Source organism: Microbacterium sp. LMI13-1-1.1 (genome assembly GCF_040815625.1).
In the GTDB taxonomy this organism is placed as follows: domain Bacteria; phylum Actinomycetota; class Actinomycetes; order Actinomycetales; family Microbacteriaceae; genus Microbacterium; species Microbacterium forte.
On record NZ_JBFPNL010000006.1, the window covers coordinates 293,533 to 308,091 of the forward strand.

Genomic DNA, 14,559 nt, shown 5'->3' on the forward strand with positions numbered 1-14,559 from the left:
CATGACCGGATTCACCGACTTCCCGGGAGCTGTGATCGCCGAGCACGGGATCGCGCACTTCGGCGACGCCTTCCGCGAGCAGCGTCGTCTCGCAGACGGAGCGGCCCTGGTTCCGCTCGGCGACCGGACGGTCATCGAAGTCGCCGGTCCCGAACGGCTGGGGTGGCTGGACTCGATCACCTCTCAGTCCGTGGGCCGACTCGCTGCCGGCGAGAGCACGGAACTGCTGGTGCTCGACCCTCAGGGGCGCGTCGAGCACGCGGCAGGGGTCGTCGACGACGGCTCGTCGACCTGGCTGATCGCCGACACCGACGACGCGGAGGCGCTCGCGACCTGGCTGACGCGCATGAAGTTCCGCACCCAGGCGACCGTGGCTGTGCGCCCCGATCTGGCGTTGCTCGGCTTCGTCGACGGTGGCGCGGCGGCTGAGCGGGCGACTGCTGCCGCATCCGCTCCGTCCGGCGCTCCGCTGATCTGGGCCGACCCCTGGCAGCGCGTGAGCGCGGGTGGTCATCAGTACGCCGAGGTCATCGATCATCCGGGCGCAGAGCTCGCGTGGAGGGTGGCGATCGCGACGACCGACGCCGCCGACGCGCTCGCCGCGACCCTGTCGTCCGAAGAGGTGGCAGGGCTCCTCGCCGCCGAGGCACTGCGCGTCGCCGCCTGGCGTCCGCGGTGGTCGGCCGAGGTCGACGAGCGCTCGCTGCCCCACGAATCGGACTGGATCCGCACCGCGGTGCACCTGAACAAGGGGTGCTACCGCGGCCAGGAGACGGTGGCCAAGGTGCACAACCTCGGACACCCGCCTCGCAGGCTCGCGGCGCTGCACCTCGACGGCAGCGAGGCGGTGCTGCCGGCAGTCGGCGATGCGGTCTTCGCCGGCGACGACGAGGTGGGGCACATCACCTCCGTCGCCAGACACCATGAAGACGGCCCGATCGCGCTCGCGATCCTGTCTCGTCGCACACCGGTGGGCGATCTCGTCGTCCGAGCCGAGGGCGTCGACATCGCCGCGACCCAGCAGGTCATCGTGCCGGCGGATGCGGGTGCCATGGCCGACATCCCGCGCCTCACCCGGCTGTCCCGTCGCCCCACCGCCCCGGATCCCCGTCAGGCGGGCTGAGCGAGGCGTGCAGGGCCCACCCGTCAGGGGAGCACCAGTCAGGGGAGCGGAGCCACCGCATCCCAGGGGAGCGTGAGCTCGCCCAGTCGCCACCTGGTCTTGCCGCCCAGCACCGGCCACCCCTGATCCCGGAGCGCCGCGACCGCGGCCAGGAACCGCTGCGTCGCGCCGAAAGTCGACAGCGGTGCTGCACGGTCCCATTCGCGGTCGAGGTCGACGAGCAGGGAGTGGATCCGCTCGCCAGGCACGTTGCGGTGGATGAGAGCCTTCGGCAGGCGCTCTGCGACGATGCTCGGATGTTCGAGGTCGGCGAGTCGGAGCGAGATCGTGAATCGCAGCGGCACCCCCGTCGGGCCCACGTCGATCCAGCTCGACACGCGCCCGATCTCATCGCAGGTGCCCTCGACGAGAAGCCCGTCACGAGACAGCCGAGTCGACATGGTGCGCCAGGCGCTCGCGACGTCGCCCTCGTCGTACTGCCGCAGCACGTTCATGGCCCGGATGACCGCGGGTCGGCGTCCGGCCGGCAGCGGCACCTCGAACCCTCCACGGGCGAACGAGACTCGGAGGTCGGGGGAGAAGGGCGTGCGCGCAGCCTGCACCTCGGCGAGCTGGCGGTTCGCAGTGGCCACTCGCTCCGGATCGATCTCGAGGCCACGCACCTCGGCATCCGAGCGGACGCGCTGCAGACGGGTCGCGAGCTCGAACGCCGTCACGCCGCTGGCTCCGTAGCCGAGGTCGATCACCAGCGGGTCTTCGGCTCGGCGGAACGCGGGGCTCGCCGCGATCCATCGATCGTTGCGGCGCAGCCGGTTCGTCCCGGTTGTGCCGCGGGTCGGCCGACCGAGAGGAGATGACGCCATACGTCAATCCTCGCAGGGCACGGGCGTGGACGCGTCGAGCTGCGCCGATAAACTGACGTCATGACTTCGAAGCGCACCCTGATCCTGCTCCGTCACGGCCGGAGCGAGTGGAACGAACTGAACCTGTTCACCGGCTGGGTGGACGTCCGCCTCAACGAGCAGGGAAAGAAGGAGGCTCAGCGCGGTGGCGAGCTGCTTGCCGAGGCCGGCATCCTGCCCGACGTGCTGCACACCTCTCTGCTCAGCCGTGCGATCCAGACCGCGAACATCGCGCTCGACGCAGCCGACCGCCTGTGGATTCCCGTGACGCGCTCGTGGCGCCTCAACGAGCGTCACTACGGCGCCCTGCAGGGCAAGGACAAGGCGCAGACCCTCGAGGAGTTCGGCCCTGAACAGTTCCAGCTCTGGCGTCGCTCGTTCGACGTGCCGCCGCCCCTGCTCGACGATGAGAGCGAGTTCAGCCAGGTCGGCGATGTGCGATACGCCGACATCGACGGCGAGGTGCCCCGCACCGAGTCGCTGAAGCTCGTGATCGACCGCCTGCTGCCGTACTGGAACGACGCGATCGTCCCCGACCTCGAGGCCGGCAAGACGGTTCTCGTCACCGCCCACGGCAACTCGCTGCGCGGCCTGGTGAAGCACCTCGAGGGCATCAGCGACGACGACATCGCCGAACTCAACATCCCCACCGGCATTCCGCTGGTCTACGAGCTCGACGAGAACAACGTCCCGACCGGCCCCGGTCGTTACCTCGACCCCGAGGCCGCTGCCGCAGGCGCCGCCGCCGTGGCTGCGCAGGGCAAGAAGTAGCACCGGACGACGAAGGGGGCGGATGCTGTCAGCATCCGCCCCCTTCTTCTCTGTCGTGACGCCTCAGGCGTGACCGAACTCGCGCTGCTGCTCGGCTGCCAGGGGGATGTCCTCCTCTTCGACGCGCCAGTCACCGGTCGCGAGGTACACGACCTTCTTGGCGACGGCGACGGCGTGGTCGGCGAAGCGCTCGTGGTAGCGGCTGGCGAGCGTGGCGTCGACCGTCGCGGTCGCCTCGCCCTTCCAGTTGTCGCTGAGCACCTTCTCGAACACGCTGGCGTGCAGCTCGTCGATGTCATCGTCGGTGTTGCGGATGGTGTCGGCCAGGCGCAGGTCCTGGGTGCGCAGCAGCTCCGAGAGAGTGCGCGAGATCTCGACGTCGAGCTCGCCCATCTTGGTGAAGGTGCCCTTGAGGCCCTTCGGGATCGCGCGCTCCGGGAAGCGGAGGCGAGCGAGCTGGGCGATGTGCTCTGACATGTCACCCATGCGCTCGAGCGAGGCGCTGACACGCAGCGCGATCACCACGATGCGCAGGTCGCGGGCGACGGGCTGCTGACGGGCGAGGATCTCGATGGCCTGCTCGTCGAGCTTGACCGCCAGCTCGTCGATCTTCGCGTCGTCGGCGATGACCTCTTCGGCGAGCTCGACGTCGCTGGTGGCGAACGCACGCGTCGCCTTGTCGATCGAGACCGTGACGAGGTCGGCGATCTCCACGAGACGGGACTGCAGGTCCTCGAGGGACTGGTGGAAGACTTCGCGCATGTGGGCGCAACCTTTCATTCGGGTCTCGACTGTGGTGACAGCGCGAGACGGCTGGGTCGTCCGCGCGGGAGGAGAGGTCCGCGCTCCCGCACAGGCCCGAAAGCGATTGTCTGCTTCGAAGGTTAACGAACGGTGCCCAGCACGTGAATAGTACTTCTCGCGTTGTTGCCAGCACAGGAGAACCCGCCGATCCGGCGGTGAACGCACTCTACGCTGTGGTTATGACCTTGCCGCAGATCGCGCTGCTCGCGTTGGCCGTCGGCCTCGTGATCGGCATCGGCCTATCGCTTCTCATCGCCTGGGCGTACCGCGCCAGGGCACGGGTCGCCGACGAGACGTCACTCGCCGTTCCGGCGGGCGTCACCGCGGTGCTGGGCAGCATGGACGACGCAGCCTGCGTGGTCGATTCCTCGGGGCTCGTGCTCGCCGTCTCCAAAGCAGCCACGCGATTCGGCATAGAGGTGGGAGCACCGCTGGAGAATCCCGAGCTGCGTCAGCTCGTGCGCGGCGGCCGCAACGACGGCGGCTCGGCGACCGAATCCCTGCGCATCACACGGGGCGGGCTCAGCCTCGATCCCCGACTCGTCTCGGCACGCGCGAGTGTGATCAGCCCCCGCATGACCCTGCTGATCATCCGCGATGTCACCGAGCAGGAGCGCCTGGATCAGATGCGCCGCGATTTCGTCGCCAACACCAGCCACGAGCTCAAGACCCCGGTCGGTGCGGTGACCCTGCTGGCCGAGGCCATCGAGTCCGCGGCGGACGATCCTGCGCAGGTGCGCCATTTCGCCACCCGGATCTCGGCCGAGGCCGCTCGTCTCGGTCAGCTGACCGGCCGCATCATGAGTCTGTCGAGGCTCCAGACCGATGACGCGCTGTCGGACGTGCGCCCCGTCTCGATCGACGAGGTGCTGGCGACCGCCCTCGAGGCGCATGTCGTGCAGGCCGACTCGGCCGGGGTCGAGCTCGCTCGCGGCGGCGACCGGGGAGTCTGGGTGCGCGGTGACTCGCAGATCCTGATCGAGGCGTTCGGCAACCTCATCGCCAACGCGATCGTCTACTCCCCGAGGGGGTCCCGCGTCGGCATCGGAGTGAAGGCCGACGACGGTGTCGTCGAGATCGCGGTGTCCGACCAGGGCATCGGCATCGCGGAGGCGGATCGAGAGCGGATCTTCGAGCGCTTCTACCGTGCAGACGAGGCGAGGTCGCGCCGCACCGGCGGAACCGGACTCGGACTCTCGATCGTCAAGCACGCCACACAGCGCCACGGTGGCGAGGTGCGCCTCTGGTCGCGCCCCGGACGAGGCTCGACCTTCACCATCAGGCTTCCCACGATCGATGCTCCCCCGAGCATCGACAGGGACAAGAAGAACAAGAAGAAGCGCGAGCGCAAGGCGGCGAAGGCCGCAGCTCGCGTCCGAAACGGAGAGAACGCATGACCCGCATCCTTCTCGTCGAAGACGAGCCCGACCTCGCCGACCCGCTCGCCTATCTGCTGCGCCGAGAGGGGTACGAGGTCGAGATCGCCGAGGACGGCCCGGGGGCGCTGACCGCGTTCCGCGAGCGCGGCGCCGATGTGGTGCTCCTCGACCTGATGCTGCCCGGCATGCCGGGCACCGAGGTGTGCCGGCAGATCCGCTCGACCTCTGCCGTGCCGATCATCATGGTCACGGCCAAGGACTCGGAGGTGGACATCGTCGTCGGGCTCGAGCTCGGCGCCGACGACTACGTCACCAAGCCGTACTCGTCGCGTGAGCTGCTGGCTCGGATGCGTGCTGTGCTGCGCCGCGTGGTCCAGGCCGACAGCGAGCTCGACGAGCGCGTGCTCGACGGCGGCCGCGTCTCACTCGACATCGACCGCCACACGGTGACGGTCGCCGGTCAGCAGATCAACATGCCGCTGAAGGAGTTCGAGCTTCTCGAGGTGCTCATGCGCAACTCGGGTCGCGTGCTCACGCGCGGCCAGCTGATCGACCGGGTGTGGGGCAGCGACTACTTCGGCGACACCAAGACCCTCGACGTGCACATCAAGCGCATCCGCTCGCGGATCGAGGAGAACCCGGGCGAGCCGGTCATGCTCGTCACCGTCCGGGGCCTCGGCTACCGCTTCGAGGGCTGAGCGAGGGCTGAGCCCCAGCGCCGTACAGAAGAGGCCGTCACCCCGGGGGTGACGGCCTCTTCTTCAGCGTGTGCGCCGGATCACTCCGAGGGAGCGGGGGCGGCCGTGTCGGACGGGACCGGCTCAGGCGTGGGGGTCGACTTCGTGGCGCTGGGCACCAGGTCGGCGTAGTACGGCAGCGCGCCGTCGAGAACCGGGACCTCGGTCTTGGTGCCGGCGCCGTCACCCGACTGGAAGTGGATCTCGATCGTCGCACCGGGCATCGTGTCGAGGTCTTCGATGCGCAGCGGCTCCTCGTCGGCGCCGAAACTGACGGTCTTGCCTGCGGGCACCGACACGGTGAACGGGTCGAGCCCGTCGATCGTCATCGTGAGCGTGGCCTTCTCGGTGGTCGGGTTCACGACGGCGGCGACGAAGTTGCCGACGGAGCCGTCTTCGTTCGCGACGATGAACGCGTTGCGCACGTCGATCGGGCCGTCCGAGTCCGAGACGTTGACGCCGTCCGAGGCCGAGTACTGGACCTCCGTCGACTGCGGCGTAATGAACGTGCAGCCGGTCGCGCCGAGAAGAACGAGGGCGCTGATGGCGGCAGACGCAACAAGGCGCGATTTCACGGGTCCTCCTGAGGTCCGACGGGATATCCGCATCCATTCTATGCGCATGCGGGGTGCCCCCTGAGGACGTGGAGGCGCGAACCTTAGCGCATTCCCCCTGTGGTATCCTTGAGGTTGCCGAAAGGACAAGTTTTTATGCTTTTTGAGGTTGGCGAAACTGTCGTCTATCCGCACCATGGCGCTGCGACCATCATCGAGGTCAAGGAGCGCATCATCAAGGGTGAGGCGAAGAAATACCTGAAGCTCAACGTCACCCAGGGGGACCTCATCATCGAGGTGCCCGCTGAGAACGTCGATCTCGTCGGGGTCCGCGATGTCATCGGCCGAGAGGGCCTCGACGCTGTGTTCGAGGTGCTTCGCGCGCCGTTCACCGAAGAGCCGACCAACTGGTCGCGTCGTTACAAGGCGAACCTCGAGAAGCTCGCCTCCGGCGATGTCATCAAGGTGAGCGAGGTCGTGCGCGACCTGTGGCGTCGTGACCAGGACCGCGGGCTGTCTGCGGGTGAGAAGCGGATGCTGGCCAAGGCGCGTCAGATCCTCATCTCCGAGCTCGCGCTCGCTGAGAAGACCGACGAGGACAAGGCGAGCGCACTGCTCGACGAGGTCCTCGCGTCCTGAGTGGACTGAGAGAAGGCGGGTGCTTCGGCATCCGCCTTTTTTCGTGCGCGCCGGTAACGTGAACCTGGTGAGCATGCTTCCCGTTCCTGACACCGCGATCATCGTCGTCGCCGCCGGCTCCGGCACCCGACTGGATGCCGGGGCGCCCAAGGCGTTCGTCGGCATCGACACGCATTCGATCCTCCGCCACGCGCTCGACGGCGTCTTCGCCGCCGCCCCCGCCCAGGTCATCGTCGTCGCGCCTGCCGGGTTCGAGGGCGACGCCGAGACCGAGGTCCGCGCAGCCGCGGGCGACCGCATCGATCTCGGCAGGGTCGTGACGGGCGGGGCTACGCGGCAGGAGTCCGTCTCCGCCGGACTCGGAGCGCTGTGGGGCGATGTCACGCGAGTGCTCGTCCATGACGCGGCGCGCGCTCTGACGCCCCCCGAGATCATCGATGCGGTGGCGGCGGCCATCGACGGCGAGAGCGGGGTGATCCCGACGCTCCCGGTCGTCGACACGCTGAAGCGGGTCGAGGGGGATGCCGTCATCGCGCCGGTCGATCGCTCCGAGCTCGCCGCGGCACAGACTCCTCAGGGGTTCCCGCGGGCTCTGCTCGAGGCCGCATACGAAGCGGCGGCCGCGTCGGGCATCGAGTACACCGACGATGCGGCGCTGTTCGCGGCGGCCGGGCATCTCGTGCGACAGATCGCCGGGTCGCCTCGCGGATTCAAGATCACCACGCCGGCCGACCTCGAGCGCGCCCGTCATCTGCTGGCGGACGTGCAGACGCCGACGTCCGTGCCGGACTCCGCACCGGACTCCACATGGACCGGACCCCGGGTCGGGCTCGGCACGGATGTGCACGCGTTCGGCGGAGACGGCAACCTGTGGCTGGCCGGCATCGAGTGGCCGGGTGAGCGAGCGCTCTCGGGTCACTCCGACGGCGACGCCGTGGCCCACGCGATGGTCGACGCCCTGCTGGGCGCCGCGGGGCTCGGCGACATCGGCGAGCACTTCGGCACCGCGCACCCCGAGTACGCCGGTGCTCACGCAGAGGTCTTCCTCGCCCGCACCCGCGAGCTCCTCCACGAAGCGGGCTATGCGATCGGCAACGTGTCGGTGCAGTTCCAGGGCAATCGACCGCGCTTCAGCGGCCGCCGTGCCGAGGCTGAGCGGGTGCTCTCGGCGGCACTCGGCGGCGCGCCGGTCTCAGTCACGGCCACCACCACCGACGGCTTGGGGTTCCCCGGGCGCGGTGAGGGCATCGCGGTGACGGCGGTCGCCATGGTCCACCCGACCTGACGCTGCGGACGGCATCGGGGAATGCGTCGGCATCCGCCGTCGTTGTCGGACATCGTCGTGCGGCAGTCGCATGCGGAGAAGGAGGCGTCATGAGGATTCTCGTCATCGGAGCCGGCGGTCAGGTCGGACGAACCGCCGTCCACGCACTGGACGGTCATGAGATCATCGCCGCGTCGCGCAGCAGTGAGCCCTCGGTGGACGTCACGGATCCGGCTTCCGTCGAACGCCTGTTCGCGACAGTCGGCCAGGTCGATGCCGTGATCGTCGCGGTGGGGGAGGTGCCGTTCCGGCCCCTCGACGGGTTGACCCGTGGAGACTACGAATCCGCTTTCCGCGGCAAGGTGCTGTCGCAGCTCGACGTCGTGCGCATCGGCACGTCGTTCGTGCGCGACCGCGGGTCGTTCACCCTGACCTCCGGCATCCTCGCGCGTGAGCCCATCGCTGCGGGCGCCGCCGCGTCGTTCGCGAACGGGGCCGTCGAGTCCTTCGTGCTCGCGGCGGCCACCGAACTGCCCCGCGGCATCCGCATCAACGCCGTGAGCCCGTCGGTGCTCGAGGATGCGCCGTCGTATCACTCGTCGTTCCCCGGCTTCGTGCCCGTGTCGTCGCACCGCGTCGGACAGGCGTACGCGAAGAGCGTGCTCGGAGTGCAGACCGGGCAGGTGTTCCCGGTCGACTGAGGGTCGGCGAGGCGGTTCGAGGGCCCGGGGTCACACCCAGTCAACGGGATCGGCGGCCCGGTAAGCTTGTGCGGTGACTCTCCGCCTCTACGACACCCGCGCACAGCAGCTGCGCGACTTCGTGCCGCTCGATCCCGAGAACGTCACGATGTATGTCTGCGGACCCACTGTGCAGTCAGGCCCCCACATCGGGCACGTCCGCGCAGCTCTGAGCTTCGATCTGCTGCGACGCTGGCTGACGCACCGCTACGGCCGGGTCACGTTCGTGCGCAACGTCACGGACATCGACGACAAGGTGCTCGCGAACGCGACCGACACCGAGCCCTGGTGGGCGCTGGCGTACCGGATGGAGCAGGAGTTCACCGCGGCGTATGCCGGAGTCGGCATCCTTCCGCCGACCTACGAGCCCCGCGCGACCGCCTCCGTGCCCCAGATGCAGGAGATCATCGCGACCCTCATCGAGCGCGGTCATGCGTACCCTGCGCCGGACGGCTCGGGAGATGTCTATTTCGACGTGCGCTCGTGGTCGGAATACGGATCACTGACGAATCAGTCGATCGACGCCATGGAGGCAGCGGAGGACGCCGACCCCCGAGGCAAGCGCACCCCTCAGGACTTCGCGCTCTGGAAGGGCGCGAAGGCCGATGAGCAGGCGGATGCCACGTGGCAGTCTCCCTGGGGCGCGGGCCGCCCCGGCTGGCACATCGAGTGCTCGGCGATGTCGAAGCGCTACCTCGGCCCCGAGTTCGACATCCACGGCGGCGGACTCGATCTGCGCTTCCCGCACCACGAGAACGAGCTCGCGCAGTCGACCGCTGCCGGAGACCGGTTCGCGAGGTACTGGGTGCACAACGGCCTCGTGACGGTGGGCGGGCAGAAGATGTCGAAGTCCCTCGGCAACTTCACGCTCGCTCGCGACGTGCTCGCCGAGCGCGACCCGCAGGTCGTGCGCTACGCGCTCGCCGCCGCGCACTACCGGTCGAGCCTCGACCTCTCGGAGTCGTCGTGGGCCGAGGCCGAGGCGGCGCTGGGGCGGATCCGCACGTTCGTCGAACGCGCGGAGCGCATGCTCCCTCAGACGATCGGCTTGGCGGAGCCCACCCCGATGCCCGACGCCTTCGCGACCGCGATGGATGACGACCTCGGCATTCCCCAGGCGCTCGGGGTGCTGCACGACACGGTGCGCGCAGGCAACGCGGCGCTCGACGCGGGCGACATCGACGGTGCGGCCTCGGCGAGGCACGAGGTCACCGCGATGCTCGACGTGCTCGGATTCGATCGTGTCGGTGAGGCGTCGGGACGCGGCGACGCGCAGGCGTCCGCTCTCGACGCGCTCGTGCAGACGATGATCACGCAGCGTGCGCAGGCGCGCGCTGACAAGGACTGGGCGGCGGCCGATCGCATTCGTGATGCGATCGCCGCCGCAGGAATCACGCTGGAGGACTCTCCGGCCGGAACTCATTGGAGTATCGATGGCTAAGCCAGGCAACCCCTCAGCGGGCAAGGGCAAGAAGAAGGGCCCGAGCAAGGGCACAGGCGGACTCGGGCGCAAGGCGCTCGAGGGCCGCGGACCGACCCCCAAGGCCGAGGACCGCGCATGGCACCCTGCCGGCAAGCGCAAGGCCGCGGCCGAGCGCTATGCGGCGTCCGGCGGAAAGGGAAAGCCGGGGCAGCGTCAGACCGCCGGCGGCAACCCCAACCGCTCGGCGCGCGCGAAGGACAACACCACCGAGGTCGAGGTCGTCACCGGCCGCAACTCGGTGCTCGAGGCTCTGCGTGCGAAGATCCCCGCGTCGGCGTTCTACATCGCGCAGCGCGTCGAGATGGACGACCGCGTGAAGGAGATGCTGTCGCTCGCCACCAACCGCGGCATCCCGGTGCTCGAGGTCACGCGCCAGGAGCTCGACCGCATGGCCGGGTACGACGGGGTGCACCAGGGCGTCGCCGTCAAGGTTCCGCCCTACGAGTACGCCCACCCGCAGGATCTGCTCGAGGCAGTGATCGACAAGGGCGAGGTTCCGCTGTTCGTCGCCCTCGACGGCATCACCGACCCGCGCAACCTCGGCGCGATCATCCGCTCGACCGGTGCTTTCGGCGGCCACGGCATCATCCTGCCGCAGCGTCGCTCGGCCGGTGTGAACTCCGCGGCCTGGAAGACCAGCGCCGGCGCGGCAGCGCGTGTGCCGGTCGCTCTCGCGACGAACCTCACGACGCAGCTCAAGGAGTTCAAGAAGCAGGGTGTGTTCGTGCTCGGCCTCGACGGCGACGGCGACGTGATGCTGCCCGAGCTGCAGCTCGCAGACCGTCCTGTCGTGATCGTCACCGGTTCCGAGGGCAAGGGCCTGTCGCGCCTCGTCGCCGAGACCTGCGACCAGATCGTGTCGATCCCGATCTCTGCTGTGACCGAGTCGCTCAACGCCGGTATCGCGACCTCGGTCGCGCTGTACCAGGTGTCGACCATCCGCAACGCGAAGAAGTAGGGGAGAAGCTCATGGCTCGCATCGTCGTGCTCGGGGGAACCGGCTATGCCGGCCGCCACATCGTCTCGGAAGCGGTCAGCCGCGGGCACGAGGTCGTCTCGGTCTCTCGCTCCGCACCGTCGAACCCGGTCGAGGGTGCGCAGAACGTCCAGGGGTCCGTGCTCGACCTCGCGAGCCTGGGCGACGTCTTCGACGGTGCTGACGCCGTCGTGTCGGCATTGTCTCCTCGCGGCGACATGGAGAACTCGGTGCTCGATGCGCTCGGCGGCCTCGTCGAGAAGCTGAGCGGCACCGAGACGCGCGTCGGCGTGGTCGGCGGCGCGGGCGGAAGCCTGATCGCCCCCGGAGGGCCCCGACTCTTCGACCAGGGCTTCCCGGAGGAGTACAAGCACGAGGCGCAGGTCGGCATCGACTCGCTCGCGCTGCTGGAGCAGACCGACGACTCGCTCGACTGGTTCTTCATCCACCCCGCCGAGGTCTTCGGACCCTGGGCGGAGGGCGAGCGCACCGGTCACTACCGCGATGGCGGCGACGTCATCGTGCGCGACGCCGACGGCAAGTCGTTCATCTCCGGTGGCGACTTCGCCGTCGCCGTGGTCGACGAGATCGAGCAGGGCAACCACCACCGCGAGCGCTTCACGGTCGGTTACTGAGGCTGCACGGTCAGACCAGGTCGCGCCAGTCGACCTCGTCGTCGTCATCGGCGACCGGATTCGTGCCGGTGACGACGGGCAGGCTCATCGTCTCGGTGGGCGGGCCCATGATGGTCGCCTCGTCGCGGCGGTGCCGCAGCACCTCGTTGATGTAGCTCGTCAGCACCTCGGCGAGCGGAACGGAGCGTCCCTGGGCCTGTGACAGGTACCACCGGTGCTCGAGGACCTGGTGGAACACCTCGGCGGGTTCGAGCTTGGCCCGCAGCTCCCAGGGGATCGCACGGACGACCGGTTCGAAGACGCGGGTCAGCCACTCGTGCGCGTACATCTCCTCGTCGGCCCACTGCTTGGTCGAGCGCGCGCGGAACTCATCGAGGTCGTTGAGCAGGCGTCGAGCCTGGTTCTCTTCGACGTCGAGGCCGGTCAGACGGATCAGGCGACGCTGGTGGTGTCCCGCGTCCACGACCTTGGGCTGGATCTCGACGACGGTGCCGTCGGAGGTCGTCGACATCGACATCTCATCGATGTCGAACCCGAGGGCGTTGAGACGCTCGACACGTTCGGTGATGCGCCAGGTCTCGGCAGAGGCGAAAGACTCCTGCGCGGTCAACTCGGCCCACAGCGATCGATATGACGAGACGATGCCGTCGGCGATCGCGACCGCATCGACGCCGTGCTCCAGGCGCCCGCCGGCGGCGAGGTCCATGATCTCGCCGGCGATGTTGGTGCGGGCGAGATCGAGATCGTAGGCGCGCTGGCCGTCGGTCAGTCCCTCCTCGTGCAGCTCGCCGGTCTCGGCATCGACGAGGTAGGCCGCGTACGCACCGGCGTCGCGCCGAAAGAGCGTGTTCGACAGCGACACGTCGCCCCAGTAGAAGCCGACGTTGTGGAGGCGCACGAGCAGCACGGCCAGGGCGTCGACGAGACGCGTGGCGGTGTCGGGGCGCAGCACGCGGGTGAAGAGGGCACGGTAGGGCATGGAGAACCGCAGGTGCGATGTGACGAGGGCGGCAGCGAGCGGCTCGCCGTCGGCATCCGAGCGCCCGGCGATCACTGCGACGCGGTCGACGCAGGGCACGTCGAGCCTGGCGAGGTTGCCGAGCATCTCGTACTCGCGCCTCGCCATCTCATCGGTCGTCTCCTTGACGGCGACGACCTTGCCCGACAGATCGGCGAACCGCACGAGATGCCGCGAGAGTCCCTTCGGGAGCGACACGATCAACTCGGACGGCCACTTGGCGAGCGGTGTCGACCAGGGCAGCGCGAGCAGCCCCGGATCGATCGAGCTCGCGGTGATCCGCAGCGCATCCTGCATGTCTCTCCAGTCGGTGGGGGAAAAGAAGAAGCGGCGCGGGCGACCGAAGTCAGCCCGCGCCGCGTCCGTGGATCCGATCAGGCGGAGACGATCGGCTTGTCGTTCAGGCGCACACCCGACTCGATGTCGAACGCGTGCACGTGGCCCGCGTTCGCCGCGAGGGTGACGGTCTCGCCGGCGTTGGGGTGGCTGCGGCCGTCGACACGAGCGACCAGGTCGGCGCGCTTGCCGTTGATCTCGGTGTGACCGTAGAGGTAGCCGTCTGCGCCGAGCTCCTCGACGAGGTCGACGACGACCGACAGGCCCTTGCCGTCGGCCGGGCCGACGGTGATGTCCTCGGGGCGCACACCGACCGTGACCTGCGAGCCGTTGGCGCGGCCGACCGTGTCGCGGTCGAGCGGGACGACCTCGGTGCCGAAGCGCACGCCGCCCTCAGCCAGGTCTGCGCTGAACAGGTTCATGGCAGGCGAGCCGATGAAGCCGGCGACGAACACGTTCTCGGGCTTCTCGTACAGGTCGCGCGGCGTTCCGACCTGCTGGAGCAGGCCGTCCTTGAGCACGGCGATGCGGTCGCCCATGGTGAGCGCCTCGGTCTGGTCGTGCGTGACGTAGACCGTGGTGACGCCGAGACGACGCTGCAGCGACGCGATCTGCGTGCGGGTCTGGACGCGGAGCTTGGCGTCGAGGTTCGACAGCGGCTCGTCCATGAGGAAGACCTGGGGCTGACGGACGATCGCACGGCCCATGGCGACACGCTGACGCTGACCACCCGAGAGGGCCTTCGGCTTGCGGGTCAGGTACTCCTCGAGGTCGAGCAGCTTCGCGGCCTCCAGAACGCGGGTCGCACGCTCTTCCTTGCCGACGCCGGCGATCTTGAGCGCGAAGCCCATGTTCTCGGCGACGGTCATGTGCGGGTACAGCGCGTAGTTCTGGAACACCATCGCGATGTCGCGGTCCTTCGGCGGCACGTCGGTGACGTCGCGGTCACCGATCAGGATGCGCCCTGCGTTGACCTCTTCGAGGCCGGCGAGCATGCGAAGCGATGTGGACTTTCCGCAGCCGGACGGGCCGACGAGGACGAGGAACTCGCCGTCGGCGACCTCGAGGTTGAGCTTGTCGACAGCCGGGCGGGTTCCGCCGGGGTAGAGGCGGGTGGCCTCGTCGAAAGTCACAGATGCCATTGTGTTTCTCCTTCACCGGCAGGTACGTGCCGGACGATCCGTAGTGATAGAGCGGC

15 protein-coding genes are annotated in these 14,559 nt (G+C 68.9%); 10 read left to right on the forward strand and 5 right to left on the reverse strand.

Features of this window, described 5'->3' with window-relative positions:
* Position 1: 1 nt before the first annotated feature.
* Positions 2–1,123, forward strand: a complete 1,122-nt coding sequence (locus MRBLMI13_RS14800; RefSeq protein ID WP_367823508.1) for a YgfZ/GcvT domain-containing protein — start codon at positions 2–4, stop codon at positions 1,121–1,123.
* A 38-nt stretch (positions 1,124–1,161) separates the two neighbouring features.
* Here the strand turns inward: MRBLMI13_RS14800 and MRBLMI13_RS14805 are convergent, their stop codons facing one another.
* Complete coding sequence (locus MRBLMI13_RS14805; protein WP_367823506.1) at positions 1,162–1,986, reverse strand: class I SAM-dependent methyltransferase; 825 nt, start codon at positions 1,984–1,986, stop codon at positions 1,162–1,164.
* 60 nt (positions 1,987–2,046) lie between these two features.
* On the opposite strand from MRBLMI13_RS14805, the gene MRBLMI13_RS14810 reads away from it, so the two are divergent.
* Positions 2,047–2,796 (forward strand): phosphoglyceromutase, encoded by a 750-nt coding sequence (locus tag MRBLMI13_RS14810; RefSeq protein ID WP_042539756.1) that lies wholly within the window; start codon positions 2,047–2,049, stop codon positions 2,794–2,796.
* 63 nt (positions 2,797–2,859) lie between these two features.
* Here the strand turns inward: MRBLMI13_RS14810 and phoU are convergent, their stop codons facing one another.
* Positions 2,860–3,558: a phosphate signaling complex protein PhoU gene (gene phoU / locus MRBLMI13_RS14815; RefSeq protein ID WP_042539758.1), complete on the reverse strand. Its 699-nt coding sequence runs from the start codon at positions 3,556–3,558 to the stop codon at positions 2,860–2,862.
* Positions 3,559–3,779: 221 nt separating this feature from the next.
* On the opposite strand from phoU, the gene MRBLMI13_RS14820 reads away from it, so the two are divergent.
* The gene (locus MRBLMI13_RS14820) at positions 3,780–4,997 is read left to right on the forward strand and encodes a sensor histidine kinase (RefSeq protein ID WP_056373621.1); all 1,218 of its coding nucleotides are present in this window, start codon (positions 3,780–3,782) and stop codon (positions 4,995–4,997) included.
* A complete protein-coding gene (locus MRBLMI13_RS14825) occupies positions 4,994–5,677 on the forward strand; it encodes a response regulator transcription factor (protein WP_042539762.1) in 684 nt (227 codons plus the stop codon). The genes MRBLMI13_RS14820 and MRBLMI13_RS14825 overlap by 4 nt, the downstream gene beginning before the upstream one ends.
* A gap of 80 nt (positions 5,678–5,757) precedes the next feature.
* On the opposite strand, the gene MRBLMI13_RS14830 is transcribed toward MRBLMI13_RS14825, so the two are convergent.
* Positions 5,758–6,291: a hypothetical protein gene (locus tag MRBLMI13_RS14830; RefSeq protein WP_056373619.1), complete on the reverse strand. Its 534-nt coding sequence runs from the start codon at positions 6,289–6,291 to the stop codon at positions 5,758–5,760.
* 135 nt (positions 6,292–6,426) lie between these two features.
* On the opposite strand from MRBLMI13_RS14830, the gene MRBLMI13_RS14835 reads away from it, so the two are divergent.
* The 6 genes from MRBLMI13_RS14835 to MRBLMI13_RS14860 all read left to right on the forward strand — a co-directional run bounded on the left by MRBLMI13_RS14835 (position 6,427) and on the right by MRBLMI13_RS14860 (position 12,007).
* Positions 6,427–6,909, forward strand: a complete 483-nt coding sequence (locus MRBLMI13_RS14835; protein WP_042539766.1) for a CarD family transcriptional regulator — start codon at positions 6,427–6,429, stop codon at positions 6,907–6,909.
* A gap of 73 nt (positions 6,910–6,982) precedes the next feature.
* Entirely contained in the window at positions 6,983–8,194 is a 1,212-nt protein-coding gene (gene ispD / locus MRBLMI13_RS14840; RefSeq protein ID WP_376708842.1) for a 2-C-methyl-D-erythritol 4-phosphate cytidylyltransferase, read from the forward strand.
* A gap of 89 nt (positions 8,195–8,283) precedes the next feature.
* Complete coding sequence (locus MRBLMI13_RS14845) at positions 8,284–8,874, forward strand: short chain dehydrogenase (protein WP_042539768.1); 591 nt, start codon at positions 8,284–8,286, stop codon at positions 8,872–8,874.
* Positions 8,875–8,947: 73 nt separating this feature from the next.
* Positions 8,948–10,354, forward strand: a complete 1,407-nt coding sequence (gene cysS / locus MRBLMI13_RS14850) for a cysteine--tRNA ligase (RefSeq protein WP_367823501.1) — start codon at positions 8,948–8,950, stop codon at positions 10,352–10,354.
* Positions 10,347–11,354 carry a 23S rRNA (guanosine(2251)-2'-O)-methyltransferase RlmB gene (gene rlmB / locus MRBLMI13_RS14855; protein WP_079113284.1) on the forward strand — a complete coding sequence of 336 codons (1,008 nt, stop codon included), beginning with the start codon at positions 10,347–10,349 and terminating at the stop codon, positions 11,352–11,354. The genes cysS and rlmB overlap by 8 nt, the downstream gene beginning before the upstream one ends.
* A gap of 11 nt (positions 11,355–11,365) precedes the next feature.
* Entirely contained in the window at positions 11,366–12,007 is a 642-nt protein-coding gene (locus tag MRBLMI13_RS14860) for an NAD(P)-dependent oxidoreductase (RefSeq protein ID WP_367823499.1), read from the forward strand.
* Between the two features lie 10 nt (positions 12,008–12,017).
* On the opposite strand, the gene MRBLMI13_RS14865 is transcribed toward MRBLMI13_RS14860, so the two are convergent.
* Both MRBLMI13_RS14865 and MRBLMI13_RS14870 read right to left on the reverse strand, forming a co-directional pair.
* Positions 12,018–13,322, reverse strand: coding sequence for a DUF4032 domain-containing protein (locus MRBLMI13_RS14865; protein ID WP_042539777.1), 1,305 nt, complete (start codon positions 13,320–13,322; stop codon positions 12,018–12,020).
* Positions 13,323–13,399: 77 nt separating this feature from the next.
* Positions 13,400–14,503 carry an ABC transporter ATP-binding protein gene (locus MRBLMI13_RS14870; RefSeq protein ID WP_042539779.1) on the reverse strand — a complete coding sequence of 368 codons (1,104 nt, stop codon included), beginning with the start codon at positions 14,501–14,503 and terminating at the stop codon, positions 13,400–13,402.
* Positions 14,504–14,559 lie beyond the last annotated feature (56 nt).